Genomic DNA, 25178 nt, shown 5'->3' on the forward strand with positions numbered 1-25178 from the left:
GCCGCCTAGCGGGCTCAGATTACCCCTTTTCCGGCGCGGTGAAACCCAAATATCGCAGAAACACCAGGGCGGTGGCGAGTACATTTTCCGGCGGCGATCTGGTCGCAGAGCGGTCGGTTACGGGCCCGCGGTCGAAGGTCAACAGGCGAAGTGGTTAGGGGGGCAGTAGCCGAAAAGCGAAGACTCGGCGTGGTTGCCCGACCTCGGTGGCTCTGCCGAAATCTGTTGTGCCGCTGGCATTTAATCGCTGCCCCGGGCTTCGCGTCGGGTCCGCCTACGGCCACCGCGTCGCGGCTGCCGGCATTAGGCTTTTCGACGAGGTTGAGTTCACAGCTGACCACCGCGGGGGCGGTGTCCCAAAGGCTGTAGCTCCCGCGCCCACCACCACACTCGATGGGCTCGAAGAATATGACTGCTTTAGGGGCTATCAGCCCACCAGAACAACCCCGCTGCCGCTATGTGGTCGACTGCGCAGGGGCACGACTGTGCGTTTACGCGCGCAGCCTGGCCACCATTGCGCGCATCGACGGAGAGATCGACGCTTCGAACGCCGAGCGCATTGCCCACGAAATTCGGCGCTTCGCGCGGGTGAAGGCGCCGTTGATACTCGATCTGAGCCACCTCGAGTTCCTCAGCGTTGACGGTTTTCGGGCTCTTTTGGTGCTCAACGACGAACACCACAAAGCCGGCCTGCACTGCAGCGTGATCGCGGGTCCTGCGATGCGTCCGCTACTGCGGATTGTCATCAATCACGGTCTGCCTGTTGCCGATTCGGTTGCCGAGGCTCTGCAGTTGATCGAGGACGTCATCCGCTCGCGCCGTCAGTTCCTTGCCGGACTGGTCAAACAACGCGAACCGCAGCGCCAAACCCCGCTCGCGCAAGTCTCCGGAGATCGTCGCTAGAACTGCCCGCGGCGGTCACCGCCTCGTCACCGGTACGGCAACTTCGTTGCGGCGCAAGCATGGCAGCGTCCACGGTGGGTCATAAAACCACGCCACCGGAGCACCGGCCGGCGCGTACTCGGTGCCGTCGAGCAGCCCGAGCAATTCGTCGGTGTGTGCGGCGACGGCGCCGGGTCCGCGGTCACCGCTGAAACGCAGCACGGCATAATCCTGCGCCGGTACCGAGACGAGTTCGACGGATTCGTCGTCCGGCGTGGGTAGGGTATCCAGCCTCCATTTAGCCGGCATGAAAAACCGGATCACCCAGGCGCCGTCGCCGCCCGCTTGCTGTGCTACCGGGCCCGTCATGGCGATGCGCATTCCCGGGCCGGCTGCTCCGCCGGCCCGTTGCTGACTGACCGGAGCCGTCATCGCGATTTTCGAATTCGCATGATTCGCACCGAAGATGTAGCCCGCCAGTGCACGGAATCCGCGATTGCGGGCACCTTCCTCGGTATCGGCGACGACGACTTCGGCCGCGATTCGTGGGCCGTAGCGGCGGATCTGAAGTCCGCCGTGGAGCTGCTCTACGGTATGGGGCGGTTTCTCGGTCCCGACCCGCACCCCGACGACCGAGCCGGCCGCCTCGACGACCTGGGTCAGCAGTGGCGCGACACATCCCAGCATGCTGCGGACCTACCTTTCGTGTGCTTCACGGCCTAACGGCGCGGACCAGCCCGACGTGTCGGCTCTGAAAATATCGAATGGCAGTCTCTTTTTCCGCAGCAATCCTATTTTCCGGCAAAACGCCGCGCACCGCGCCGGAGCCGGTGTAGACCACGATGCGACGGCCAGTAGCCTCGGTACGAACAGCGGTGGCGCGAAGGCGCAAGACGGGAGCCGGGCAATGAAACCGCAGAACCGGGGACAACACTTTCCCTATCGCTACGATCCTCGCCTTGCCGCGATGTGGCTTCCGTTTCGGTGGCCGGGACGCCAGGGCGTGACGCTGACGGACGACGGCCGTTTTCTGGCTCGCTACGGGCCATTTCGTGTCGAAGCGCCGTTGTCGAGCGTCCGCGACGCGCATATCACCGGTCCGTATCGATGGTGGACCGCGGTCGGCCCCCGGCTGTCGATGGTCGATGACGGACTCACCTTCGGCACGAACGCGCGGGCCGGGGTGTGCGTCCACTTCGAACCGCCTGTTCACCGGGTGCTGGGACTGCGCGACCACTCGGCCTTGACGGTGACCGTCGCAGACCCTGAAGGGCTGGTGGCCGCGCTCAAGGGCATTCGGTAGCCGCGGCGGGCCGGGCCGCCGCGGAAGGGCTTTCGGACCGGCGCTGACGAGACGTCCGTTGCCACATCGACCATGCCGCCACGGATACCACGATTGCCGTGGTGATCGCGGCCGCCGGAAGAACCAGCTGCGCCAACCACAGTCGCCGTTGCACCCGCAGCACGGTGCGCTCTGCGCGCCGGACGCGCCGGGCTGCCTCTCCCGCGTTCACCCCACCCACATACCCGCTAGCAGCAGCGCGAAACTCCGGCCGGAGCACCGCGTTCACCGGCGGGCCGGCCGGCCGCGGTCTTTCAGGGTCGCGCCGGAGACGACGATCACCCTGCCGCACCCGTCTGCGGAGCTCCGCCGGCATTTCGCTGGCCTCGACGGGCGACCCGGGGGTCCGCGAAGGTTTCCTTTCGAGACTCAACGGGAAACTGAGGTCGAGGGCGGGGTAATGCCGCCGAATCGAGAAATCAGCGGGAGGCAGAAATGGCAAGCAGAAGTGGACCCCTGGAAGCCGTCAGCGGCATAGTCGAGGGCGTCAAGGGCGCGATCAAGCAAGTCATCGGTTTGGTGACCGGCAATGATCGGCTTGCGCAGGAAGCAAAGGCCCAGCAGGACAAGGCCGACGCCCAACGCCAGGCCGCCAAGAAGGAGGCTGCGGCCGAATCGGCCCGTGCCGGCGCGAAGGCGGCAAAAGAACGGCAGCAGGCCAACCAGTAGTTCGTCGACACGGTGGGCCCGGCCGGAATTCCTGGCCGGGGCCCACCGTCGATTTGCATTGGCGTACAACGTATTCGAGCATTGTTCTGCGGTCGCCGCCACGCGGCCGGACCCGGGCCGCCATAGTGGTTAGTTTGCTTAATACTTAAAAATTGAAATGCTTGCCGGCGTGGTGTGGGACGGGCTCGCGGCTGCGGTGACCGGTAGGCGGTCATGGCTGATCACCTTGGGCGTTGTCCTGTTCGGCGTCGGCTTCATGGTGTTGATCGGCCCCAATGCCGCGGCGGGTCAGGCACCGCAATCGCTGCCGAGCAACTCCGCGTCGGCCAAAGTCGAGGCGCTCTCGGCTCAGTTCCCCGGCGGCGACCGCGCTCCGCTGCTGGTGGTCCTCACCCGCCGCGCCGACGGCGCCGTCCTGGACGGCGCCGATCTCAAAGCCGCCGAACAAGTCCGCGATCGGATGCGGGCGGCTGCCCAACCGGGCGCGCCGCCGGCACCGCTGCCCGTGCAGGTATCGGCCGACGGCAAAGCGGCCATCGGGGTGGTGCCGATCAGCACCGGCCTTTCCGGGTTGGAACTCACCGACGCGGTCACGTCGCTGCGCGCCGCCGCGCACCGCGGGCTGCCGGCAGATCTCGATGCCCACGTCACCGGAGGCCCGGCGTTCGGCGCCGACATCGCCAACGCGTTCTCCGGCGCCAATGTCACCTTGCTGGCTGTCACAGGAACCGTGGTCGCGCTGCTGCTGATCGCGACCTACCGATCGCCGGTGTTGTGGCTGCTGCCGCTGCTGGTGATCGGGTTCGCCGACCGACTTGCCGCGGCTGCCGGGACCGCGGTCGCCTCGGTGACCGGGCTCAGCTTCGACGGGGCTACCTCCGGGATCACCAGCGTGCTGGTCTTCGGCGCCGGCACCAACTATGCGCTGTTGTTGATTTCGCGTTATCGCCAGGAACTTCGGCGACACGCGGAACACCGCGGCGCCCTGCGCCGCGCGGTGCGCATGGCCGCGCCGGCGATCGTCGCCAGCAACGCCACCGTGGTGCTGGCGTTGCTCACGCTGCTTTTTGCCGCTACTCCCAGCACCCGCAGCCTGGGTGCGCTGGCGGCCTGCGGACTGCTCGTCGCCGCGGTGTCGGTGCTGGTGGTGCTGCCGCCGCTGCTGGCGTTGAGCGGCCGGCGACTGTTTTGGCCCTTCATCCCGGAGCCGGATGCCGGCGCGACCCTCGAATCGGGACTGTGGCACAGCGTCGCCGAACGGGTTGCCCGCCGCCCCGCCCTGGTCGCGGCGGCCACCCTCGCCCTGCTGGTCCTGCTGGCCACCGGGTTACTCGGCACCCGCACCGGTTTGTCGCAGACCGAGCAATTCCGGGTCAAGGCCGATTCGGTGACCGGGTTCGACATCGTCGACCGGCATTTTCCGGCCGGACTGGCCAGCCCGACGATCGTCGTGGCCCCCGCCGCACAGGTGCCGCAGGTGCAACAGGCGATCAGCGCCACACCCGGAGTGGTATCGGCGACCGAGTCGGCTAGGTCGACGACCGGGTTGGCGAAATGGTCGGTAGTGATCGATGCGCCGCCGGCATCCAAGAAGGCGTTCAGTATCGTTGCAGCACTGCGCGATTCGACCGCCGCGGTATCCCCCGGTGCGTTGGTGGGCGGCGCCGACGCCCAAGCCCTCGACGTCGGCGACGCGGCCGCACACGACCGCAGGGTGCTGATTCCGGCGATCCTGATGGTCATCCTGCTCGTGCTGTACGTACTGCTGCGAGCCGCGTTGGCGCCGCCTACCCTGCTGGCCGCGACCATTCTCGGCGCGCTGGCCGCACTGGGACTGGGTGGCTGGGCCAGCATGCACGTCTTCGGATTCGCGGCACTGGACAACAGCACCCCGTTGTTCGCTTTCCTGTTCCTGGCCGCGCTCGGGGTCGACTACACCATCTTCTTGGTCACCCGCGCCCGCGAGGAAGCCGCACACCACGGCGCCCGCGACGGAATGATCCGCGCGGTGTCGGCCACCGGCGGCGTCATCACCAGCGCGGGAATCGTATTGGCCGCTGTTTTCTGCGTCTTGGGCGTGCTGCCGCTGATTGCGCTGACCCAGATTGGGATCATCGTGGGGCTGGGAATCCTGCTGGACACCTTCGTCGTGCGCACGCTGGTGATCCCGGCTGTGTTCACCCTGATCGGTGATCGTATCTGGTGGCCAAATTTCCCGAATATGGCTAGATATCAACATGATTCAGCCTATTCACCGGCGAATGGAGGATTGGATGAATAAGTCGACACTGACCGCTACCGGGCTGGCCGTCACCGCGGCGGCGGGTGCCGGAAGCATCGCCAGCCCGGGATCCACCGCCGGGTGGTACGCGCGGCTTCGCAAGCCCGGGTACCAGCCGCCAAGCATCGCCTTCCCGATGGTCTGGACCACCCTCTACGGCGACATCGCCCTCAGTTCCGCGGTGGCCCTCGACCGGTTGCGCGCAGCGGGACACCACGACAAGGCGCGCCGCTATGTCGCCGCGCTGGGCATCAACTTGGTGCTCAACGGCGGATGGAGTTGGCTGTTCTTCCGGTTCCACAAACTCGGCGCGTCCGCGGTGGGCGCCGCGGTCTTGGCGACCAGCAGCGCCGACCTGGTGCGCCGGACCGCCGGAGCAGATCGACGCGCGGGGCTGGCGATGCTTCCCTACGCAGTGTGGACGGCCTTCGCCACCGTGCTGGCCACCCACCTCTGGCGGCTCAACCGCTGACCGCCCGATGACGCGGGCGCTCTTGTGGTTTCGTCGCGACCTGCGGTTGCGCGACCATCCGGCGCTAGCCGCTGCCGCCGCCGACGACGAGGTGCTCGCCTGCTTTGTCCTCGATCCGCGTCTGGAGGCGTCGTCCGGCCGGCGCCGCCTGCAGTATCTGGGCGATTCGCTGCGGCTATTACGCGACGATCTGGGCGGCCGGCTGCTGCTGACCCGCGGGCGGCCCGAAGAACGGATTCCCGTAATCGCCAAGGAAATCGAGGCATCGGCGGTACATATCTCCGGGGATTTCGCGCCGTTCGGCCGGCGCCGCGACGAGCGGGTGCGCGCGGCGCTGGGCTGCGTTCCGCTGGTGGCGACGGGATCGCCGTATCTGGTGCCACCCGGGCGCGTCGCCAAAGACGACGGGACGCCATATCGGGTGTTCACCCCGTTCTTCCGCCGGTGGAGCGAGGCGGGGTGGCCCTCGCCGGCGCGTACCGGCCACGACTGTGCGCGCTGGCTGGATCCGGCCCGAGTGCCCGTCGAACACTGCGAAATCCCCGACCCCGGTGTGCCGCTTGACCCGGCTGCGGGCGAAGCCGCGGCTCTTCGGGAGTGGGGAGCCTTCGTCGACGACGGACTGGAACGCTACGCCGAGGATCGCGACCGGCCTGACCTCGACGGCACCAGCCGGATGTCGGCGCACCTGAAGTTCGGCACCATACACCCCCGGACCATGGTCGCCGGCCTGGACTTCCGCGGTGCCGGTGCCCGAAGTTACCTGCGCGAGCTGGCTTTTCGCGACTTTTACGCCGCGGTCCTGTTTGACCGCCCGGCCAGCGCCTGGCGCAATTGGAACAGTGACTTCGATTCCATCCAGACCGACACCGGCGCCCACGCCGAACGAGTCTTCGAGGCCTGGAAGGCCGGTGAAACCGGGTTTCCAGTGATCGATGCGGGGATGCGGCAACTGCGCGAGACCGGGTTCATGCACAACCGGGTCCGGATGATCGCCGCATCGTTTCTCGTCAAGGACCTGCATCTGCCCTGGCAATGGGGGGCGGCCTGGTTCCTGGAGCAGCTCACCGACGGCGACATGGCCAGCAACCAGCACGGGTGGCAGTGGTGCGCGGGATGCGGTACCGACGCCGCGCCGTATTTCCGGGTGTTCAACCCGACCACGCAGGGCGAGAAGTTCGACCCCTCAGGCGATTACATACGCCGCTGGGTGCCCGAACTGCGCGCGGCCGCCGACGTCCACCTCCGGACAGGCAAGCGCCCATCGGGGTATCCGCCGCCGATCGTGGACCATGGCACCGAGCGCGCCGAGGCGCTGCGCCGCTACCGTGGCATCGGCTGACCGGCGCGCGGTATTTCCCGGATTCGCTTTCGGAGAAGCTGTTTGGCATGTCATTATCAGCCGATTCACAGTTGTCCCAGTGTTCCAAGCAGGGAGGCGATATGGCTCACTCGATCGTTCGCGCGTTGCTGATCTCAGGCGCTGCCTTGGGGCTGATGGCCAGCGCCGGAGCCTGCTCATGTTCGATCGGATCGTCGTCGCATTCGGTGAGCAAGAGCGACGTCGCCGACCAGATCAGAGCCAAGATGACCGACGCCGCCGGTAACAAGCCCGAATCCGTGACCTGCCCGGGTGACCTGCCGGCCAAGGTCGGTGCGCAGCTGAACTGCGAGATGAAAGTCAAAGACTCGACCTACAACGTCAACGTCACCGTAACCAGTGTCGAAGGCAAGGACGTCAAGTTCGACATGGTGGAGACCGTCGACAAGAACCAGGTCGCCTCCATCATCAGCAACAAGCTGACGCAGCAGGTGGGCCGACGACCTGATTCGGTGACCTGCCCCGACAACCTCAAGGGCGTCGAGGGAGCCACACTGCGTTGCCAACTCACCGACGGCAGCGATAAGTACGGCGTCAACGTGACCGTCACCGGCGTCGACGCCGGCGATGTCAACTTCGACTTCAAGGTCGATGACCACCCCGAATAGGCCGGCTTAGTCTCAGGCGGCTATTTCGGCCTGTTGAACCGCCTGACCGACGCCACCGGCGAAGGTCCATGGGTCGCCGTGGCCGGGCAGCAGAGCGTCATCCATGTAGGGAGTGAGGTGTCTCAGTACGGACACCGTCGCCGCATTGTTGGCGGTGTGCTCGGCGAAGACGATCGGGCGGTCGTGACCGAAGAACATGGGATCGCGGGTCATCAGCGCGTCGCCGGTGAATAGCGCCGCTTGTCCGGGCAGATGAAATACGACGGAGCCGGCCGAATGGGCGCCGACGAACAGCGGCACCGGTCTTCCCGGTACATCCAACGGTGAGCCGCACCCTACGCGGTTTACCGATTTCAGCAGCGGCTGAACGAATACACCGTCACAGGCGGCTTCACCGAGCAAGCCGAGTGCTGCGGGCCTCCAGATGCGTCGCCGTAACCGCTGTGGGGGCAGTCGGCCCCGGGAGCTCTGCGCGAAGGCGGCATCGGCGTCGTGCAAGTAGACGGGAACGCCCTTGCGCCGCAACCGCTCAGCGAACCCGACATGGTCGGCGTGACCGTGCGTCAGGATGACTGCCTCGACGTCGGACTGCCGCCTACCTGTCCTCTCGAGCCAGGCGGCCAGGTAACGGCGGTGTCCGTCGAACCCGCAGTCCACCAGTGTCACCGCGTCACCCTCGGTGACGGCGTAGAAGTTCACTCGCCGAGTCCCCAGCAGATGGATGCCGGCCAACACCTCATCACCGGGCCGTGGCGAAGCGAATGGATTGTGCTTGATCAACATGACAGCTACTCCTACGGCGGAATGTATTTTGCTACTGTTTCGCAATAAAATTGCGTTGTCAATATTTTCGAGCGGATCGGCATGAAAAACATCTCGCCACGGCGCCCCCGGGGACGACCGCGTCAGTTCGACGAGCACCGAGTGCTGGAGGCGGTGCTGTCGGTGTTCTGGGAGCGCGGCTACTCCAGCGCTTCCCTCGACGATCTGGCACGCGCGGCTGGCGTCACACGGCCGAGTCTGTACACCGCTCTGGGCGACAAGAAGTCGATGTATCTGGCGGCGCTGGACCATTTCGGGCACCGGATGCGCACCGAATTCACGGCATCGCTGAACGCTGGTGGGCAGCTTCGCGACGACCTGCTGGCCGCTTACCTGTCCAGCGTCGACCTGTACACCACTCAACCAGGACCGGGCCGCGGCTGTCTGGCGGTCTGTACCGCGTCGGCAGAGTCGTTCAGCGACAAAGATATTCGTGACCGACTCGCAGAAATCTTGAGTGCCATCGATGCCGCTTTCACCGAGCGTTTCGATGCCGCGATCGCCAGCGGGCAGCTACCGCCGACCACCAATGCCGCCGCGCAGGGGCGGCTTGCCGGAGCGGCTTTGCATAGCCTGGCGCTGCGCGCCCGCGCAGGAGCCGACCGTCGGATTCTCGAGGAATTAGCCCACACCGCTGCCGAAGTCTTGAGCATGTCAGCGAATTGCGCCGCCGCGAGCACGGATGGCGAGTCAAAGCCGTTGCCCGTGAGTGATCTTTAGTGGTCACGCGAGCTGCACCGAATCACGCGATCGAACGAACTCTTACACCACGTCTGCGGGCTTGGCGCCGCGCCGCCATGGTCCACCTCTGGGCAGTTCGCAGTGAACTCATCGCATTCGCCTGGCCGCTCACCAGTTATCCAAGGCGCTCTGATCGGCATCAAGCGCAGCATCGAAGCTGCGCGTACGGTTGTTGCCGCGCGATCTTTCTCGCGTCCTCGTCCGCAATAGGAGCCCCGATGGATTCTGCTGAGATGGTCAACAACCCGGATGCGATGGGTGACTACAACAGCCGCAACATCGAAGAGTTTCGCGCCAACCGCGGCAAGGTCGCTGCCTTCGGCGAGGCACCACTGCTTATTCTGCACTCGGTCGGAGCGAAGTCTGGTCAAGAACGCCTCAATCCGGTGGCATATCTGCCTGTCGGCGACGACTGGGCCATATTCGCCAGCCGAGCCGGCACACCCAGGAACCCGGATTGGTATTACAACTTGAAGGCGCATCCCGCGGCGGCGATCGAGATTGGCACTAGCGACGGTGTCCAGACGATCGCAGTTACGGCGCGCGAACTGACCGGCACCGAACGCGACGACATATGGAATCGCCAGAAGGCGCTGGCTCCCGGCTTCGCCGACTATGAGCAGCAGACACAAGGCCGCGTCATCCCGGTCATCTTGTTGACCCGACGAAGCTGAAAAGCCGGACCCAACGAGGTTCCGTGCAGCGATGCGACTTTGATCGATGGCGATTTCTTAGCCAACTGAGCGGCAATTCGGAGCGCCGTCGCGTGACCCGGTGCGAGCGAGCGGTACCCCGATGAAGCGCTGTTGGCGCCACCTCATCTGGCCGCCTTCTTGCGTTCGATATCGGCCAGTGCGGCAGCCAGTTCGGCGCGCTGCGCGGCCGACGCATCCCAGGCCACCCGCCGGTTCTTGACCACCTTGGCGGGAGCGCCGACGGCGATCGAATAATCGGGGACGACGCCGCGGACCACGGCGTGCGATCCCAGCACGCAGCCGCGTCCGATAGACGTGCCCCGCAGCACCGTCACCTTCACACCGACCCACGTGTCGGGCCCGATACGGACCGGCGACTTGACGATCCCCTGGTCCTTGATCGGCAACGTGATGTCGTCCATCCGATGGTCGAAGTCACAGACGTAGCACCAGTCCGCCATCAGCACCGAGTCCCCGATCTCGATGTCGAGATAGCAGTTGATGACGTTGTCCCGGCCGAGCACCACCTTGTCGCCGAAGCGCAGCGAGCCCTCGTGAGCGCGAATGGTGTTCTTGTCGCCGATGTGCACCCAGCGGCCGATCTCGAGCTGGGCCAGCTCCGGCGTCGCATGGATCTCCACACCCTTACCGAGGAACACCATGCCCCGGGTGATGATGTGCGGGTTGGCCAGCTTGAACTTCAGCAGCCGCCAGTAACGCACCAGATACCACGGGGTGTAGGCGCGGTTGGCCAGTACCCATTTCAGCGATGCCAGCGTGAGGAATCTGGCCTGGCGCGGGTCCCGCAATTGCGCACCACGCCAGCGGCGATGCAGCGGCGCACCCCACATGGACGTCATGGCCGGAAGCCTAGCCTGACGACGCGGAGCTATCGAGCGGGACGCGCAGCGTCCGGATGTGGGGGCACGGCACACCCGAGCCGCCACGGGTTACCCTCACCTGTACCCGATGGCCGCTATGCCGAACGGCCGGACCCGGCTGCCGGCGACCAACGTTGCGGAAGGTATTGGGGAACCCTGCGTAAGGACTGCGAAAGGTCAAGGTGCGTGCGCGACGTCTCCTGACAGCCATGTTCGCCGCCGTGCTCACGGTCGGGCTCAGCGGTTGCGGCAACACAGATTCCTGGGTGGATGCGGCGCCGGCGCTGGGCTGGCCCGCGCAGTACGGCGATGCCGCCAACAGCAGCTACACCGGCACGAGCGGCGCCAGCAAGCTCAAGCTGGCGTGGACGCGTTCGGTGAAGGGCAGCCTCGCGGCCGGGCCGGCGCTGAGTGCGCGCGGCTACCTGGCGATCAACGCGCAGACCCCGGCCGGTTGTTCGCTGATGGAGTGGGAGAACAACAACAACGGCCGCCAGCGCTGGTGTGTCCGGCTGGTGCAGGGCGGCGGGTTCGCCGGCCCGTTGCTGGACGGCTTCGACAACCTCTACGTCGGACAGCCGGGTGCGATCGTGGCCTTTCCGGTTACCCAGTGGACACGCTGGCGCCAACCGGTGATCGGGATGCCGACCACTCCCCGATTCGTCGGGCACGGCCACCTGCTCGTCGCAACCCACCTCGGACAGATACTGGTGTTCGATACCCACCGCGGCAAAGTCGTCGGCAGCCCGGTGGATCTGGTCGAGGGCGTCGACCCGGCCGATCCGATGCGCGGATTGGCCGACTGCGCGCCGGCGCGGATGGGCTGCCCGGTCGCCGCTGCCCCGGCATTCTCGGGGGTCAACGGGACCGTTGTGCTCGGTGTCTGGCAGCCGGGGGCACCGGGAGCGGGGCTGGTCGGCCTCAAACTGCGTGACCAGCAGCTGGTCCGTGAGTGGGCCAGTGATGCCGTCAAAGACGGGGTGCTCGCCAGTCCGGTGCTTTCTGCCGACGGAGCGACGGTCTACGTCAACGGCCGCGACCAACACCTGTGGGCCCTGCACGCCGCCGACGGCAAGGTCAAATGGTCGGCGCCGCTGGGATTTCTGGCGCAGACACCGCCCACGGTCACCCCGGAGGGCCTGATCGTGTCCGGCGGCGGTCCCGACACCCAGCTGGTGGCCTTCCGCGACGCCGGCGACCATGCCGACCAGGCCTGGCGACGCGACGACGTCACGCCGTTGTCGACGTCCAGCCTGGGCGGGAGCGAGGTCGGCTACACCGTGGTTGCCGGTCCACCCCACGACGGCGGACCGGGTTTGTCGTTGCTGGTTTTCAATCCGGCCAACGGTCACACGATCAATAGCTATCCGCTGCCGGCGGCCACCGGATATCCGGTCGGCGTCTCGATCGGGTATGACCGCCGGGTGGTAACCGCCACCAGCGACGGCCAGGTCTACAGCTTCGCGCCGGCTTAACGGCCATACTTGGTCGATGTCTACCGACGATGCGGCCACGGCGAACGCGGCTCTGTCCAACCGCCGCAACCCCGCCCACCGGGCGCTGGATATCACGGTCGCGATCCTGCTGCTGGCGCTGCACGCCCTATTGTTCGTGGCGACGATGCTGGTGCTGGGCATGCTGGTGATGGGCACCGACCCGTGCGGTGCTCAGCCCTGTGGCGATCCGGCCTGGGTGGACCGCGCCATCAGGTTGGGATTGTGGGCCGGCATCGCGATCTTCGTCGCCGACCTGGTGGTCACCGTGTCGCGTCTCGCGCGGCGCACCGTGGCCTTCTTCGTACCGATCGTCGGGTGCGTGGCGCAGCTGGCGTTGGGCGGCGCGGCGGCAGCGATGGAATCGCTGGCCGGCCCGGTGTAAGCCTCAGATCGCCAACGCCGGGATAGCGTTGCGCGGCACCTGGACTTGAGTTGCTCCGGCATACGACGGCAGCAGCTCGCCCTGGGCGAAGTAGAAAATCACGTCGTCGTCGGTGATGGCGAAGTTCTGGTAGTGGCTCGGATCGAGCCCGCTGGAGGGCGTCACCACTGAAAGCCCGGTCTGGTGTTCCAGGTCCCGTTGCACGATCGGAAAGATCGCGTCCAGCGGCGTGGTGCCGGGCACAAACAGCGTGTCGAAGGTGATGGGTTGTTTCGTCCCGAGGTTGTAGTTGAAGGCCTTGTACCAGGTGAACGGATGTGCGCCACCGAGATCCTGGAAGAACTTGAGCACCACGCTGCGGGTGTTGTGTGGTGGCTGGCCGGCGCTGTGTTGTTCGGCGGTGGCGTCCATCTGGTAGGGCCGGTCGCGGCGTGGCGACCCCTGCGCCACGTTGACGAATCCGTCGCGGTTCTGCGTGATGTAGTCGGTCAGCGCCTGTTGGTCCGGGTAGTCGACGGGGTAGGTGATGTCCAGTGTGTAGCTGGAGCCTGTCGCATGGATGTGGCACATCTGCGCTGCCTCGACCGAACCGCCGAGGCTGGCACAGGCCGGCGGTGCTGCGGCCGCCGGGCAAACCAACAGGACCGCAGCAGCCAGCACTGCGACCGCTATCAGATGACGCATTGTCGAATGTTCCTCGCAGACCTTCGGGCAGTGGCGCCGCCAAGGGTGATCGCCGCCAGCGTACCCGGCCACTACCGAGACGGGCAGCATACGAAGGCGGTCCCACGGCCGGCGGCCGCCGAACCGATCCGGGTGATGACCACCGACAGCGGTCGGCCACCACGCAACCGCAGCCGTCGCCGCAGCGCGTCGGGATCCACCTGCACGCCGCGGACCAGGATCTCCAGCGCCCCGCAATCCAGCGCAGCCAGTGCCTGGCGCAACCGGCGCTCGTCGAACGCCAGCTGCTCGAGCACCTCGAAACCGCGCACGCCGGCGGGCAGCCGGTCACCGGACAGGTAGGCGATGTCGGGGTCGAGCTGCCACAGCCCGTGCCGGGCGCCGTAGTGGCGGACCAGGCCGGCCCGGACGACGGCCCCGTCGGGATCGACGATCCACCGCCCGGCGGGTCGCACCCCGCAATCGTCGGGCTCACTGTCGGTGACCTGTTCGCCGCTGTCGAGGATGCTGGCCCGACGCCGCACGCCCGGCGCAGCCAATCCGCCCGACCACAGGCACGCCTCCCGGACCGAGCCGCGGTAGGCGGTCACTTCGATTTCGCCCTCGAATCCGAGCCGGCTCAGCTGATCGAAACCGATTCCGGGAGCGCACTTTACGACGAGCTCCCGGCCTCGGTAGGTCGCCAGCAGCGGGCCCAGCGCCGGTTGGTAGTCGGCCGGGCGCAAGCGCCGGCGCCCGCCACGGCGACGCGCCGGGTCGACGACGACGACCGCGTCCCGGGTCACCGGGTGCAGGGCGTCGGCGCGACACAGGTCGGCATCGGGTCCCAGGTTGTGGCGCGCCATCGCCAACCGGACGGGGTCGATGTCGCTGCCCACCGCCCGCTCCGACGTCCGGCGCAGCGCGGCCAGCTCGGTTCCGACGGAACACGTCGCGTCGTGCACCACCCGACCGGCCAGCCGCCGGGCGCGATGCAGCGCCACCGCCGCGACCGTGCCCTGCTGCAGCGCCTCATCGGTGAACAGCCAATTGGAGACGTCGCCCAGATCGGCCAGCTTGTCTGCAGCGCGCCGCCGTAACAGCGTGGTCTCGACCAGAATCGGCGCCCGCTCGCCGAACCGGGCGCGCACCGCGGTGGTGTCGGCGACCCGGGTGGCGGCGCTCAGCTCGAACTCGGCGACCGCGGCCAGCGCGGCAGCACCCGGCTCCGAGCGCAGGTAACCGACGTCGTCAGAAGTGAACGCAAGGCCGACACTCAGGACGGCTTGACCCCGGTGACCATCACGTTGTAGAACCAGCCCTTCGGCGCCACGTGCCGCCACAGGGTGGCGTCCACCCAGCTCAGCGCCTTCCAGCCGGTGAAGGCGAACTTCGCCCAGCCCCAGCCCAGGCGACCGGGCGGCAGCGAGGCCTCGAACGTCCGGACCGGCCAGCCGAACATCGCGGCGGTGAACTCCTCGCTGACGGTCTGGACCTGCGCCGCGCCGGCATTGGCGGCCATCCGCTCGAGGTCGGCCGGGGTGAACGTGTGCAGGTCGACGATGGCCTCCAGCGCCGCGGCGCGTGAGGATTCGTCGAGCTCGGCCTGGGGCCGTCGCCAGCTGCCCAGCCCGGGCAACCTGGTGACGTTGGTCGCGACGCGCCACGTCAGGGTGGACAGGGCACGGGCGTATCCGTTGCCGACGGTGGTCGGCTCGCCCGCGAAGACGAAGCGGCCGCCCGGCTTCAATACCCGGATCACTTCGCGCAGCGACAGCTCCACATCGGGAATGTGGTGCAGCACCGCATGCCCGACCACCAGGTCGAAGGTGTTGTCGTCGTACGGGATGCCCTCGGCGTCTGCCACCCGGCCGTCGATCTCCAGCCCCAGGGACTGCCCGTTGCGGACCGCGACCTTGACCATGCCTGGTGAGAGGTCGGTGACCGACCCACGCCGGGCAACCCCCGCCTGGATCAGGTTGAGCAGAAAGAACCCGGTGCCGCAGCCCAGTTCCAGCGCCCGGTCGTAAGGCAGTTCGCTCAACACCTCGTCGGGCACGATGGCGTCGAACCGGCCGCGGGCGTAGTCGACACAGCGCTGGTCGTAGGAAATCGACCATTTCTCGTCGTAGTTCTCGGCTTCCCAGTCGTGGTAGAGGACCTGGGCGAGCTTGCTGTCATGCCGGGCGGCTTCCACCTGTTCGGCGGTGGCGTGCGGGTTGGGCACGACGTCGGTCGAACTGCTCGTCATACCGGGAAGCCTAACGGCCGGCGTCGTCGCCGTTGCCGCCACCGCCTCGACTTTCGGCGAACACCTCGACGTAACGACGCCGTTCGGCGGCGGGTCGCAGCGCCGGTTCCAGTTCGAGGACGTCGTTGATGACGGCCTTGGCGGCGGCCATCGCCAGCGGCGGGCCGTCGATGAAGCGGCGCGCCCAGCCGACGGCGGCGTCATAGACGTGGTCGGGCGCCACCATGTCGTCGATCAGCCCCAGCGCCAAGGCCTCCTCGGCGTCGAAGAAGCGCCCGCTGAACACCAGCTCCTTGGCCCTGCTGGGACCGGTCACCTGGGTCAGGCGCGCCATGCCGCCGCCGCCGGGGATCAGTCCGGCCAAAATCTCCGTCGCCCCGAACTTCACGTTGTCGCCACTGACCCGCCAGTCGGCGGCCAGCGCCAGGGTCAGACCGGCGCCCAGCGCGTACCCGGTGATCGCGGCCACCGTCGGCTTCGGGATCGCGGCCACGGCGTCGATGGCCTGGCGCCGCACCCGCGCGGCGGTATCGGCCTCCGCGGCGGTCAGTGTGCGCAGCTCGGGCATGTCGTCGCCGGCGGAAAAGATCTCATGGCCGCCGAACACGATGACTGCGGCGACGTCCTCGCGGCGGCCCAAATCATCTGCCGCGGAAGCGATTTCCCGGTAGAGCTGACGGGTCATCGCGTTGGTCGGCGGTCGCGACACCACCAACGTGGCCAGGCCCTCGTTGGCGACGACGCCGACGAACTCCCTCACAGCGGCCACGCGGTGAATCCGCCGGAGCGCCGGGCCTGGTTGTAGCGGTCGGAGTCGAAGAACTCGATCTCCCAGTTGTCCCCCTGCAGCGCGAGGTTGGGTTGCACCGGCACAATCGTGCGCTGCACGGCCAGCACGTCGGCCACCGTGCGGCCTGCCAGCGCGTCGAGTTGGGTCCAGGTGGGCGGCAGCAGGATGTTTCGCCCGGCAGCGAAGTCGTCGATGGCGTCCTGGGGCAGCGTCCAGTCGGCCCGGTCGGACTCGGTGTTCTCACCGTCGGCACGCTGTCCTTCGGGCAGCGCTCCGACGAAGAAATAGGTGTCGTAACGACGGGTGAGCTCGGCCTCCGGGGGGACCCAGTTCGCCCAGGGCCGCAGCAGGTCGGAGCGCAGCACCAGATCGTTGCGGCCCAGAAAGTCCGCGAAGGACAGCGTGCGGTCGGCCAGGGCGGCGCGGTACTCGCTGTATACGGAGGCGTCGCGGACAATGCTGTTCGGGTCATCGGCCGGTCCGGCGAACAGCACACCCGATTCCTCGAACGTCTCCCGAGCCGCCGCGCACACCAACGCCTCGGCAAGATCGGGCTCGGTGCCCAGGCGCTGCGCCCACCACAGCGGCGGCGGGCCGGCCCACGCCCGCTGCCCGCCCAAGTCGGCATTGCGGTCCCGGTCGTCGACGCCGCCGCCGGGAAAGACCATCACCCCGGCCGCGAAATCCATGGCGGAGTGCCGCCGCATCAGGAAAACGGACAAGCCGGCCCCCGAGCCCGGCTCCGCGTCGCGGACTAGCATCACGGTCGCTGCGGGCCGGGGTACCAGGGGCCCCTGCTCCGACGGTGAGTTCATGGCTGCCTCCGATGGGCTGGGCGGGTGCGGACCCGCCGGGCGAAGTATCGCCCGTCGACGACGTCCACGGCGATCTGCTGGCCGAACGCCGTGGACAGGTTTTCCGCGGTCAGCACGTCGGGCAGCAGGCCGGACGCGACCACCTGGCCTTCGGCCAGCAACAGGCAGTGGCTGAAACCGGGCGGGACTTCCTCCACATGGTGGGTGACCAGCACCAGCGCGGGCGCGTCCGGGTCCGCGGCGAGGTCGGCCAGCCGCGCCACCAACTCCTCGCGGCCGCCCAGGTCCAGGCCCGCGGCGGGTTCGTCGAGCAGCAGCAGTTCCGGATCTGTCATCAGCGCACGGGCGATCAGCACCCGCTTGCGCTCACCTTCGGACAGCGTGCCGTAGGTGCGGTCGGCAAGGTGTTCGGCGCCCAGGCTCTCGAGCATGTCGACGGCACGCCGGTAGTCGAGGTCCTCGTAGCGCTCCCGCCACCGGCCGAATACGGCATATCCGGCCGAGACGACGAGGTCGCGCACCACTTCGTCGGTGGGCACCCGCTGCGCCAGGGCCGACGAGCTCAGCCCGATCCGGGCACGCAGCTCCGACACATCAACTCGGCCGAGCCGTTCACCGAGCACGAATGCGACTCCGGTCGACGGGTACTCGGCTGCCGCGGCGATGCGCAGCAGCGATGTCTTGCCGGCCCCGTTGGGGCCGATGATCACCCAGCGTTCGTCGAGTTCGACAGCCCAATCCAGCGGCCCCACCAAGGTGCGCCCGTTGCGGCGCAGCGAGACATTCCTGAAGTCGATCAGCAGGTCTGGATCGGCTGTCTCCTGGTCAGCTGGTGAGCCGGATTCGGGCACCCGCCAATCGTGCCGCACCGCCCTCGTGGGGTAGCTGTCGGGTCGCCCCGCCCCCGCGAGCAGACGCGGAATCGCATCGACATCGCTGATTTCGTGCGATTCTATGTCTGCTCGGCCAGTCTGCTCGGCCGCTAGAGATCGTTGCCCGCATAGGACAGGTTGAAGCTCTTGTTGGCAAGCGGAAAGTCCGGGACGATCGTGTCGGCCATGGCGACCGGCAACGCGGGCCAGTTGAACCACGAAGGGTCGACGATCTTGCATCGGGTGATGCGGCCCGCGTCGTCGACTTCCACCCGGTGTACGACCGTGCCGCGCCAGCCTTCGACGATGCCCACCCCGGAGTTGCCGGGTGTCGCCGTCAGCGACGCGTCGCATCGCAACGGGCCGCGGTGATCCTCGATCAGCGTGCAGGCCAGCGCGACCGATGCGGCGAATTCGTCACGCCGAATTGTGTAGCGGGCCAGTACGTCACCGCCGCTGCCGGGTACCGCGGTGACCGGCAGCGTGGTGGTCGGGTGATCGAGGCGCGAATCGGTGGCGATGCCGCTGGCCCGAGCGACATACCCGAGACACCCGACGGCATCCGCGTCGTCACGCGTCAGCACAGCGGTATCGGCAAACCGGTCATAGACCACCGTGTTGCGCAGTGTCAGGTCGCTGATTTCGGCGACCTCGTGTGCCAGCGCACGCAATTCGTCGGGTTCGGGAAGCTCTTGCAGCACCACGCCGCCGGGCCGGATCGCGCCACGCAGCAGGCGATGTCCGGTGACCCGCCGGTTGATCCGCAGCAGCCGTTCCCGAACGCGCTGGGCGTGGGCGTTGGCCAGGGCAAAACCGACGTCGTTGGCCAGCGCACCCAGATCGGTGGCGTGATTGTAGAGCCGTTCCAGTTCGACCAGCAGGGCCCGCAGCCGGTGCACCGGCTCGGGCGCGTCGAATCCCAACGCGTCCTCGACGGCCAGGCTGTACGCCAGGGAATGGGCAGCCGCGCTGTCACCGCTGATCCGCTCGGCAAGTTCGACCGACCCGATGGCGCCGAGCGCGTTTCGTGCCTCGAAGAGTTTCTCGATACCGCGGTGCACGAACCACAATCGAGCCTTGAGCCGCAACACCGATTCGCCGATGACCGAGAACCGGAAATGCCCCGGCTCGATCAAGCCGGCGTGCACCGGCCCGACCGGTATTTCGTAGACGCCCGGCCCGTCGACGGTCAGGAACGGAAACCGGCCGGCGTTCGGAAACGGCGGCGGCTCACCGGCGTTACGGCGCATCGGATACCACTGCTGGGGCCAATGCCCATGCCGCACCAGCCGCCGCGGTTGCGGATGTCCTTGCGGCACAACCCCGTACAGGTCCATCATCTCCCGCTCGAAGCGACCCGCGGGGATCGACAGGTGCCCCAGGGACGGAGCCCACGGGGTTGCCGCGTCGGTGGTCAAGGTTAGCTCCACGCGGCGGTCCGGCTGTCCCGCCAGCAGCAGGTAGACGATCCTCAGGGTGTCGCCGTCGTCATGCGCGGCCACCAGGGCCAGACGATAGCCGGCCGCCAGCAACTCGCTCACCGCCCGGGCGAGTTCGTCACCGGATACCTTTCGCCGCACCATGGTTCGCTGCATCAACCCGTCCCGAACTGGCCGGCGGCCGCATTGAACAACCCGGCAAGCGGGCCCGCCGTAATACCCAGCGCAACCGACGCCATGACGCCGGTCGCCAGCGCGGCCGCCACCGTGGCGGGCACGGCGATCCGCGCAGCCCCGGCGCTCGGCACTCCGAGCAGGATCCGCTGCGCGTTGCCCGCCACAGCGGTGAAAGCCACCACCATCAACAGCAGCGCGACACCGAGCACCCAGGACAGCCCGGCATTGGCGAGCGATCGAGCGATCGACACCTCGCTGGCGAACGTCGCGAAGGGCGGTAACCCCAGCAAGGCGATGACGCCGACGGCGAACGACCACCCGACCAACCGGGACCGCGACAGCACCGCGGTGATGTCGCCGATTGCCGTCGAGTCGTGCGCGGCCTGCAACTGCCCCCCGGCCAGAAACAGCACCGTCTTGCCGATGCCGTGCGCAAGCACATGCAGCAGCAAAGCCGCGATCGCCAGTTTGGTGCCCGCGGCCGCCGCGATCGCGATCAGCCCCATGTTCTCCATCGACGAGTATGCCAGCATACGCTTGAGATCCGTTGTGACAGTGAGCAACAACGCTGAGATAAGGACTGTCGCGAGGCCGGCCGTCAGGAGACCGGAGCGCAGGAAGCCAGGCCCCGTCGCGGCGTCGATGATCGGCCGTAGCCGGATCAGCACCGAAAAAGCTACCGAGAGCAGCACTCCACTCATCAGCGCCGACACCGGTGCCGGCGCTTGGCTGTGCGCGTCGGCCAGCCATCCGTGAAACGGAACCAGCCCGACTTTGGCGCCATATCCGATCAGCAGCAGCCCGCCGGCCAGCCGGGTAACGGCCGGGTCGAGGTGGCCGGCGTGGGCCGTCAAGACTTCGAGATCCAGCGCCGTCGCGCCGACGGCGCCGGCGTGCCGGGCCGCGAAATACAACAGGACGGTACCGAGAAACGCCACGGCGATACCGACCGAGCAGATCACCACGTACTTCCAGGTGGCCTCCAACGCGGTGCGGGTACGACGGTGCCCGACCAGGAAGGCCGTGATCACGGTGGTGGCTTCCACCGCGACCCAGATCACGCCAATGTTGTTGGCGCACACGGCGACCGCCATCGCCGACAGGAACGCCGGCGTCAGCGCACCGTACCGCCGCGCGTCACGGAGGTCGGTGTGACCGTGCTGGAGTTCTGAGTCGAGGTATCCGATGCTTGCCCAGGTGGCCAAGGTGCCGACCACGCCGATGACGATGAGCATGGTCACCGAGAGCGCATCGACGCGCAGCATCCCCGCCAGCACGACCCTCGGTCGGGCTGCCGTCTGAACACCAAGCGCCACACCCGAGGCGAGCACGGCCACCGCCGACAACACGGTCAGCGTTGCCGTCCACCGGCGCCAACCGCCTGCCATCGCGATGACGGCCGCGAACAGCGGCGCAAGTATCGGCACCAGCATCAGAACAGTCATCAGTCTCGCAATCTCTGCAGCCGGTCCAAATCGGTGCCACCGAACATCCGGCGCAGTCGTCCGGTCAACACGCCGAGCACAATCAACGCGAACAGCACATCCAGAGAGGCGCCCAATTCGACGATCAGCGGCACCCCGGCGGTCAGCAAGAATGTGGTAGCCGCAATCCCGTTGTCCAGCATGAGGAATCCGGCGGCCTGCGAGATGGCGTGCCGTCGGGTCACCATCACGAACAAGGCGATCAGCACCACCGCCAGGCCCGCCGGGGCGGCGCTGACCGCCGCATCGGAGTCCAGTGCCACCACCGGTCGCGCGACTGCCAGCGCGACCACCGTCAGGCCCGCCGCGATCAGTAGCGACGCCGTGGTGTTGATCAGCGGCGTCGCCTCGCGCGGCGCATCTTCGGCACCGAGCGCGTTGGCCAGCAGCGCCGGCAGCACCGCCCCGCGCAACACGAGCAGCGCGACCCCGACCCCGACCAGTTCCCAGTCATGGGAGTGGCCGCCGACGATGATCGGAATCGCTGCCAGGGCGACGCCCTGGGCCGCCAGCAGCCGCACGATGGAGCGCAGGTCACGCCGCCATACGATCAGCACCGCGGTCAGTATCAGCCCGCCCGGCGCGAGGTCCAGCACGCCCGCATAGTTGAGCTCGGTCATGCCGTCACGCCTGGGCCGTAAAGAAGTTGGCCGATGTCACGGCCAACAGGGCCAACAGGAACGAGCCGGCGAGCAGCTCGGGCACCCGGAATAGTCGTAGCTTGGCGATGAAGACCTCCGCGCCGGCCAGGACGACCGCGGCCACGGCGACCTTGATGCCGACCGCCGCGACGCCTATCGCCACGCCGATCAAGCTCGGCCTGTCACCTGCGATTCCCCAGGGGAAAAAGAGGTTGGCCAGCAGGGCCAGCAGCACGGTGAGTCGCATGCCGCTGGCCCACTCCACCAGCGCAAGCTTTGGTCCGGCGTATTCGAGCACCATCGCCTCGTGCACCATGGTCAGTTCCAGGTGGGTGGCGGGATTGTCCACCGGGAGGCGTCCGGTTTCGGCGATGACGACGATCACCAGGGCGACGAATGCCAGAATTCCGGCCAGCGACACCACTTCCGCGGGATTCTGGAGGCTAAACGCGACGATGGCGCCGAGGTTGGCCGACCCCGCGGGGATGGACAGCGCGAAGACGGCAAGCAGAATGGTCGGTTCCACCAGGGCCGCGATGGTGATCTCCCGGCTGGCGCCCATACCGCCGAACGAGGTACCGGTGTCGATTCCCGCCAACGTCAAGGCGACGGTGCCGAGGAACAACAGGCCCACGACCACGAACAGGTCAGCGACCGGGTCAAGGGGTGAGCCGGTCGCGGCCAGCGGCGCAATCGCCGCTATCAGCAAGGTGGTGGCCGCGACCACCGCCGGTGCCGCCGCGAACACCAGCGTGGTGCCGTCCGGGGTGACCTGTTGCTTGCGCAGCTGTTTACGCAGATCCCGCCAGGGCTGCAAAACACCTGCACCGCAACGCCCCTCGGCTCGGGCCCGGACTTGCCGCATCAGTCCCACGACCAGTGGTGCCCCGGTCATGACCGCACCGATCTGCGCTGCGCCGGCAACCGCGGAAAGAGCATTCATCGCGCGACCACCAAGACGACCAGGACCCCGAGCGCTCCGTAGCCGAGGTAGCGGTGCACGCTTCCGTTGTGCGCGCACCGAATCGCTTGTGCGCATCGTGCGACGGTCCGCAAGACCGGCGCGTAGACGTGATCCTCGATGGCATCGGACAATTCGGCACGGTAGGCGATCTTTTCCACGTGGTAGCGGGTGTGCTCCAAATGAGTCACCTCGATGCCGGTGTCGGGCCGCAACACGTCGTCGAAGACCCGCTGCAGTGGTTGGGCGAACGACGTCGCCGTGTATTGCATGCGCGAGCTGAGTTCGTCGGCGCCGCAGGCCCATAATGGCGACCTCACGGAGTCCGGGCGGCGACGCGAGCCCCAGCGGGCAACCGCCAGTACGATCAGGACGGCGAGGGCCAGGGCCACCGCCAGCAGGCCCGGCGCGATCGAGCCGTCAATGCCGGGCAATCGCAGCATCGGACCCAGGCCGGTGAGATCGGCGTGCTGGGACGCGGGCAGGGTGTCGAGCACCGACTGCAGGGTGTCGGCGAGGAAGAACGGCGCCACGGCAACCACGACACAGCCAACGGCGGCGACTGCCATGCCGGCGAGCATGCTGGGCGATGCCTCGCGCGCGTGAGCCGCCGCCTCCGAACGCGGTCGCGCCAAAAATCCGGTGCCGAACGCCTTCACCATCGCGGCCACACCCAAGCCGGTGGTCAGCGCCACCGCGCCGACGCCCAGCGGAGTCACCAACCCCACGACGGTGTTGTGCTCGGGACGTGCGTGGATCAGCGACTGCACCAGCAGCCATTCACTGACGAACCCGGCGCCCAACGGCAGCCCCGAGGCACCCAATGCGGCAATGCCGAAAAAGACTGTGGTGTAAGGCATTTTCCGGGCCAGACCGCCCAGCTTATCGAGGTCGCGCAGTCCAGTTGTCAGCAACACCGACCCGGCCGCCAAGAACCCGAGACTTTTGAATGCGGCGTGGGCGGCCAGGTGCAACAGCGCCGCGGTCATCGCGATCACGGCCGCCGCGGCGACCCCGGCCGCCGACAACAGCGTGGCTGCCCCAAGAGCAAGGGTGACCAGCCCCATGTTTTCGATCGTCGAAAACCCAAGCAGCCGTTTGAGATCGGCGGCCACCGAGGCCTGCAGCACCCCGTACAACGCGGTGACAGCGCCGACCGCCAGCAGGGCCACGCCCCACCACCTCGGGCCGGGTCCCAGGAGCTGCACATCGACGCGGATCAGGCCGTAGATGCCCAGGTTGACCATGGCGGCGCTCATCAATGCCGATGCGGGGCTGGGCGCTTCCGGGTGCGCTCTCGGCAGCCAGGCGTGCAGCGGCAGCAGGCCGGCTTTGGAACCGAAACCCACCAGCGTCAGCACGAACACGGCGTTGCGTACTCCGTCCGGGATCTCGGCCATGTCGGCGAACCGATCCGTTCCGGCGGCTGCCGCCAGCGCCATCAGGGCCAGCAGGATCGCGGCGAAGCCCAACTGGGTCATCACCGCGTAGTACATTGCGGCGCAGCGAACTTCGCTACGGCGATGATTCGTAAGCAGCAGGACGAGCGAACTGAGCGCCATCAATTCCCACGCCAGGAGGAAGGTGGTCACCGAGCCGGCGGCCGGAACGAGCAGCATCGCACCGACGAAAACGGGAAGCGCCGTGAGCGCGACGGCGCCGGCCCGTTCCAGGCGTGCGTATCCGATGCTGTAAACGCCGACGACGACGGCTACCGCACCGGTCAGCGCCATAAAGAACGCGCCCAACCGGCTCACATCCAGGTCGACGCCGATCATCGGCACCAGCCACTCGACCCGCGCTCGTGGCAGCGCACCGAACACGCCGTTGAGCCCCAACGCAATTCCCAATATACCGAGGGCCGTCGTTACGGCGCCCGCGGCTAAGGCGCCTATTGTGTTGCGGCGCAACGTCACCGAGTGTTCGGGCGGCGCGTCCGCGAAAGTCGCGGTCACCTGCGCGTCACCGACCGCAGGGCCATGACCACCTGGTCAGGCGAGGGTGGACATCCCGGTATCTCGACGTCGACCGGGATGACCTCACCGACGGAACCGACCACGCCATACGCGTCGCCGAACACACCGCGGTTGAGCGCGCAGTCACCGCAGGCGATGACCAGGCGGGGCGCCGGTGTCGCAGCCAAGGTGTTCCGCAGCGGCTGGGCCATATTCCGGGTCACTACCCCGGTGACGAGCAGCGCATCGGCATGGCGCGGCGAAGCCACCAACCGGGCGCCGAACCGCTCGGCGTCATAGACCGGTCCGAATGCCCCGGAGATTTCCACCTCACAGCCGTTACACGAGCCCGCGTCGACATGGCGCACCTGCAGGGAGCCGCGCACCCCGGCTGGCGGGCCGACGGTCGGCTCAGGCACCGGTCCCGCGTTTTCGGCCACGCGGCCGAGTCGCATGATTCTGCCGATCCAACCCATGC

At 67.5% G+C, this 25178-nt stretch carries 27 protein-coding genes; 11 read left to right on the forward strand and 16 right to left on the reverse strand.

What is annotated here, in order from left to right:
* Positions 1-393 precede the first annotated feature (393 nt).
* Entirely contained in the window at positions 394-903 is a 510-nt protein-coding gene (locus BST40_RS13020) for an STAS domain-containing protein (protein ID WP_240316607.1), read from the forward strand.
* A gap of 15 nt (positions 904-918) precedes the next feature.
* Here BST40_RS13020 and BST40_RS13025 read toward each other — a convergent pair whose 3' ends face one another.
* The gene (locus BST40_RS13025; RefSeq protein ID WP_083154455.1) at positions 919-1569 is read right to left on the reverse strand and encodes an SOUL family heme-binding protein; all 651 of its coding nucleotides are present in this window, start codon (positions 1567-1569) and stop codon (positions 919-921) included.
* Positions 1570-1789: 220 nt separating this feature from the next.
* On the opposite strand from BST40_RS13025, the gene BST40_RS13030 reads away from it, so the two are divergent.
* Positions 1790-2185 carry a hypothetical protein gene (locus BST40_RS13030; protein WP_075545881.1) on the forward strand — a complete coding sequence of 132 codons (396 nt, stop codon included), beginning with the start codon at positions 1790-1792 and terminating at the stop codon, positions 2183-2185.
* Here the strand turns inward: BST40_RS13030 and BST40_RS29420 are convergent.
* Positions 2169-2396: a hypothetical protein gene (locus tag BST40_RS29420; RefSeq protein WP_131808262.1), complete on the reverse strand. Its 228-nt coding sequence runs from the start codon at positions 2394-2396 to the stop codon at positions 2169-2171. The two genes, BST40_RS13030 and BST40_RS29420, sit on opposite strands and share 17 nt — an antisense overlap.
* Positions 2397-2659: 263 nt before the next feature.
* On the opposite strand from BST40_RS29420, the gene mbp1 reads away from it, so the two are divergent.
* The 5 genes from mbp1 to BST40_RS13055 all read left to right on the forward strand — a co-directional run bounded on the left by mbp1 (position 2660) and on the right by BST40_RS13055 (position 7635).
* Positions 2660-2893, forward strand: coding sequence for a microaggregate-binding protein 1 (mbp1, locus tag BST40_RS13035; protein ID WP_075509453.1), 234 nt, complete (start codon positions 2660-2662; stop codon positions 2891-2893).
* A 169-nt stretch (positions 2894-3062) separates the two neighbouring features.
* The gene (locus BST40_RS13040) at positions 3063-5174 is read left to right on the forward strand and encodes an MMPL family transporter (RefSeq protein ID WP_244174374.1); all 2112 of its coding nucleotides are present in this window, start codon (positions 3063-3065) and stop codon (positions 5172-5174) included.
* Entirely contained in the window at positions 5167-5646 is a 480-nt protein-coding gene (locus tag BST40_RS13045) for a TspO/MBR family protein (protein WP_075545841.1), read from the forward strand. Before BST40_RS13040 ends, BST40_RS13045 begins: the two co-directional genes overlap by 8 nt.
* A gap of 7 nt (positions 5647-5653) precedes the next feature.
* Positions 5654-6988, forward strand: coding sequence for a cryptochrome/photolyase family protein (locus tag BST40_RS13050; RefSeq protein ID WP_083154458.1), 1335 nt, complete (start codon positions 5654-5656; stop codon positions 6986-6988).
* 101 nt (positions 6989-7089) lie between these two features.
* Positions 7090-7635 (forward strand): anti-apoptotic protein, encoded by a 546-nt coding sequence (locus tag BST40_RS13055; protein WP_075545839.1) that lies wholly within the window; start codon positions 7090-7092, stop codon positions 7633-7635.
* A gap of 12 nt (positions 7636-7647) precedes the next feature.
* Here the strand turns inward: BST40_RS13055 and BST40_RS13060 are convergent, their stop codons facing one another.
* Positions 7648-8418 carry an MBL fold metallo-hydrolase gene (locus BST40_RS13060; protein ID WP_075545838.1) on the reverse strand — a complete coding sequence of 257 codons (771 nt, stop codon included), beginning with the start codon at positions 8416-8418 and terminating at the stop codon, positions 7648-7650.
* 81 nt (positions 8419-8499) lie between these two features.
* Here BST40_RS13060 and BST40_RS13065 point away from each other — a divergent pair, with 81 nt between their 5' ends.
* Entirely contained in the window at positions 8500-9177 is a 678-nt protein-coding gene (locus BST40_RS13065; protein WP_082275268.1) for a TetR/AcrR family transcriptional regulator, read from the forward strand.
* A 239-nt stretch (positions 9178-9416) separates the two neighbouring features.
* Positions 9417-9872: a nitroreductase/quinone reductase family protein gene (locus tag BST40_RS13070; protein ID WP_240316606.1), complete on the forward strand. Its 456-nt coding sequence runs from the start codon at positions 9417-9419 to the stop codon at positions 9870-9872.
* A gap of 143 nt (positions 9873-10015) precedes the next feature.
* Here the strand turns inward: BST40_RS13070 and BST40_RS13075 are convergent, their stop codons facing one another.
* Positions 10016-10753: an acyltransferase gene (locus tag BST40_RS13075; protein ID WP_075545836.1), complete on the reverse strand. Its 738-nt coding sequence runs from the start codon at positions 10751-10753 to the stop codon at positions 10016-10018.
* A gap of 230 nt (positions 10754-10983) precedes the next feature.
* Here BST40_RS13075 and BST40_RS13080 point away from each other — a divergent pair, with 230 nt between their 5' ends.
* Positions 10984-12249: an outer membrane protein assembly factor BamB family protein gene (locus BST40_RS13080; RefSeq protein ID WP_075545835.1), complete on the forward strand. Its 1266-nt coding sequence runs from the start codon at positions 10984-10986 to the stop codon at positions 12247-12249.
* Between the two features lie 16 nt (positions 12250-12265).
* Positions 12266-12652 (forward strand): hypothetical protein, encoded by a 387-nt coding sequence (locus tag BST40_RS13085; RefSeq protein WP_075545834.1) that lies wholly within the window; start codon positions 12266-12268, stop codon positions 12650-12652.
* Between the two features lie 3 nt (positions 12653-12655).
* On the opposite strand, the gene BST40_RS13090 is transcribed toward BST40_RS13085, so the two are convergent.
* From BST40_RS13090 to BST40_RS13145, 12 genes are all read right to left on the reverse strand, one after another.
* Positions 12656-13336 carry an esterase gene (locus BST40_RS13090; RefSeq protein ID WP_083154459.1) on the reverse strand — a complete coding sequence of 227 codons (681 nt, stop codon included), beginning with the start codon at positions 13334-13336 and terminating at the stop codon, positions 12656-12658.
* Between the two features lie 71 nt (positions 13337-13407).
* Entirely contained in the window at positions 13408-14634 is a 1227-nt protein-coding gene (locus tag BST40_RS13095) for a class I SAM-dependent methyltransferase (protein ID WP_243410721.1), read from the reverse strand.
* Complete coding sequence (locus BST40_RS13100) at positions 14592-15566, reverse strand: class I SAM-dependent methyltransferase (protein ID WP_075545832.1); 975 nt, start codon at positions 15564-15566, stop codon at positions 14592-14594. The genes BST40_RS13095 and BST40_RS13100 overlap by 43 nt, the downstream gene beginning before the upstream one ends.
* 10 nt (positions 15567-15576) lie before the next feature.
* Positions 15577-16326, reverse strand: coding sequence for an enoyl-CoA hydratase (locus tag BST40_RS13105; protein WP_089025127.1), 750 nt, complete (start codon positions 16324-16326; stop codon positions 15577-15579).
* Complete coding sequence (locus tag BST40_RS13110; protein WP_083154461.1) at positions 16323-17171, reverse strand: NUDIX hydrolase; 849 nt, start codon at positions 17169-17171, stop codon at positions 16323-16325. Before BST40_RS13110 ends, BST40_RS13105 begins: the two co-directional genes overlap by 4 nt.
* Complete coding sequence (locus tag BST40_RS13115) at positions 17168-18040, reverse strand: ABC transporter ATP-binding protein (RefSeq protein ID WP_089025125.1); 873 nt, start codon at positions 18038-18040, stop codon at positions 17168-17170. The genes BST40_RS13110 and BST40_RS13115 overlap by 4 nt, the downstream gene beginning before the upstream one ends.
* Positions 18041-18153: 113 nt before the next feature.
* The gene (locus BST40_RS13120; protein WP_371686035.1) at positions 18154-19641 is read right to left on the reverse strand and encodes a hydrogenase large subunit; all 1488 of its coding nucleotides are present in this window, start codon (positions 19639-19641) and stop codon (positions 18154-18156) included.
* On the reverse strand, positions 19638-21104 hold the full coding sequence (locus BST40_RS13125) for a proton-conducting transporter transmembrane domain-containing protein (protein WP_075545827.1): 1467 nt from the start codon (positions 21102-21104) through the stop codon (positions 19638-19640). Before BST40_RS13125 ends, BST40_RS13120 begins: the two co-directional genes overlap by 4 nt.
* Positions 21104-21763, reverse strand: coding sequence for a hypothetical protein (locus BST40_RS13130; protein WP_083044057.1), 660 nt, complete (start codon positions 21761-21763; stop codon positions 21104-21106). Before BST40_RS13130 ends, BST40_RS13125 begins: the two co-directional genes overlap by 1 nt.
* A 4-nt stretch (positions 21764-21767) precedes the next feature.
* The gene (locus tag BST40_RS13135) at positions 21768-22727 is read right to left on the reverse strand and encodes a respiratory chain complex I subunit 1 family protein (protein ID WP_083044058.1); all 960 of its coding nucleotides are present in this window, start codon (positions 22725-22727) and stop codon (positions 21768-21770) included.
* A complete protein-coding gene (locus tag BST40_RS13140; RefSeq protein WP_075545824.1) occupies positions 22724-24700 on the reverse strand; it encodes a proton-conducting transporter transmembrane domain-containing protein in 1977 nt (658 codons plus the stop codon). Before BST40_RS13140 ends, BST40_RS13135 begins: the two co-directional genes overlap by 4 nt.
* On the reverse strand, positions 24697-25176 hold the full coding sequence (locus BST40_RS13145; protein ID WP_075545823.1) for an NADH-quinone oxidoreductase subunit B family protein: 480 nt from the start codon (positions 25174-25176) through the stop codon (positions 24697-24699). Before BST40_RS13145 ends, BST40_RS13140 begins: the two co-directional genes overlap by 4 nt.
* Positions 25177-25178: the final 2 nt, after the last annotated feature.

Source organism: Mycobacterium persicum (assembly GCF_002086675.1).
In the GTDB taxonomy this organism is placed as follows: Bacteria; Actinomycetota; Actinomycetes; order Mycobacteriales; family Mycobacteriaceae; genus Mycobacterium; species Mycobacterium persicum.

Excerpts from the sequence above, each read along its gene's own strand:
- BST40_RS13065 (WP_082275268.1), top strand. The coding sequence starts at position 8,500 with ATGAAAAACATCTCGCCACGGCGCCCCCGGGGACGACCGCGTCAGTTC.
- BST40_RS13050 (WP_083154458.1), top strand. The coding sequence starts at position 5,654 with ATGACGCGGGCGCTCTTGTGGTTTCGTCGCGACCTGCGGTTGCGCGAC.
- mbp1 (WP_075509453.1), top strand. The coding sequence starts at position 2,660 with ATGGCAAGCAGAAGTGGACCCCTGGAAGCCGTCAGCGGCATAGTCGAG.
- BST40_RS13100 (WP_075545832.1), bottom strand. The coding sequence starts at position 15,566 with ATGACGAGCAGTTCGACCGACGTCGTGCCCAACCCGCACGCCACCGCC.
- BST40_RS13075 (WP_075545836.1), bottom strand. The coding sequence starts at position 10,753 with ATGACGTCCATGTGGGGTGCGCCGCTGCATCGCCGCTGGCGTGGTGCG.
- BST40_RS13055 (WP_075545839.1), top strand. The coding sequence starts at position 7,090 with ATGGCTCACTCGATCGTTCGCGCGTTGCTGATCTCAGGCGCTGCCTTG.
- BST40_RS13125 (WP_075545827.1), bottom strand. The coding sequence starts at position 21,104 with ATGACTGTTCTGATGCTGGTGCCGATACTTGCGCCGCTGTTCGCGGCC.
- BST40_RS13110 (WP_083154461.1), bottom strand. The coding sequence starts at position 17,171 with ATGAACTCACCGTCGGAGCAGGGGCCCCTGGTACCCCGGCCCGCAGCG.
- BST40_RS13090 (WP_083154459.1), bottom strand. The coding sequence starts at position 13,336 with ATGCGTCATCTGATAGCGGTCGCAGTGCTGGCTGCTGCGGTCCTGTTG.
- BST40_RS13130 (WP_083044057.1), bottom strand. The coding sequence starts at position 21,763 with ATGACCGAGCTCAACTATGCGGGCGTGCTGGACCTCGCGCCGGGCGGG.
- BST40_RS13085 (WP_075545834.1), top strand. The coding sequence starts at position 12,266 with ATGTCTACCGACGATGCGGCCACGGCGAACGCGGCTCTGTCCAACCGC.
- BST40_RS13080 (WP_075545835.1), top strand. The coding sequence starts at position 10,984 with ATGTTCGCCGCCGTGCTCACGGTCGGGCTCAGCGGTTGCGGCAACACA.
- BST40_RS13060 (WP_075545838.1), bottom strand. The coding sequence starts at position 8,418 with ATGTTGATCAAGCACAATCCATTCGCTTCGCCACGGCCCGGTGATGAG.
- BST40_RS13030 (WP_075545881.1), top strand. The coding sequence starts at position 1,790 with ATGAAACCGCAGAACCGGGGACAACACTTTCCCTATCGCTACGATCCT.
- BST40_RS13135 (WP_083044058.1), bottom strand. The coding sequence starts at position 22,727 with ATGAATGCTCTTTCCGCGGTTGCCGGCGCAGCGCAGATCGGTGCGGTC.
- BST40_RS13025 (WP_083154455.1), bottom strand. The coding sequence starts at position 1,569 with ATGCTGGGATGTGTCGCGCCACTGCTGACCCAGGTCGTCGAGGCGGCC.
- BST40_RS13145 (WP_075545823.1), bottom strand. The coding sequence starts at position 25,176 with ATGGGTTGGATCGGCAGAATCATGCGACTCGGCCGCGTGGCCGAAAAC.
- BST40_RS13070 (WP_240316606.1), top strand. The coding sequence starts at position 9,417 with ATGGATTCTGCTGAGATGGTCAACAACCCGGATGCGATGGGTGACTAC.
- BST40_RS13020 (WP_240316607.1), top strand. The coding sequence starts at position 394 with ATGGGCTCGAAGAATATGACTGCTTTAGGGGCTATCAGCCCACCAGAA.
- BST40_RS13045 (WP_075545841.1), top strand. The coding sequence starts at position 5,167 with ATGAATAAGTCGACACTGACCGCTACCGGGCTGGCCGTCACCGCGGCG.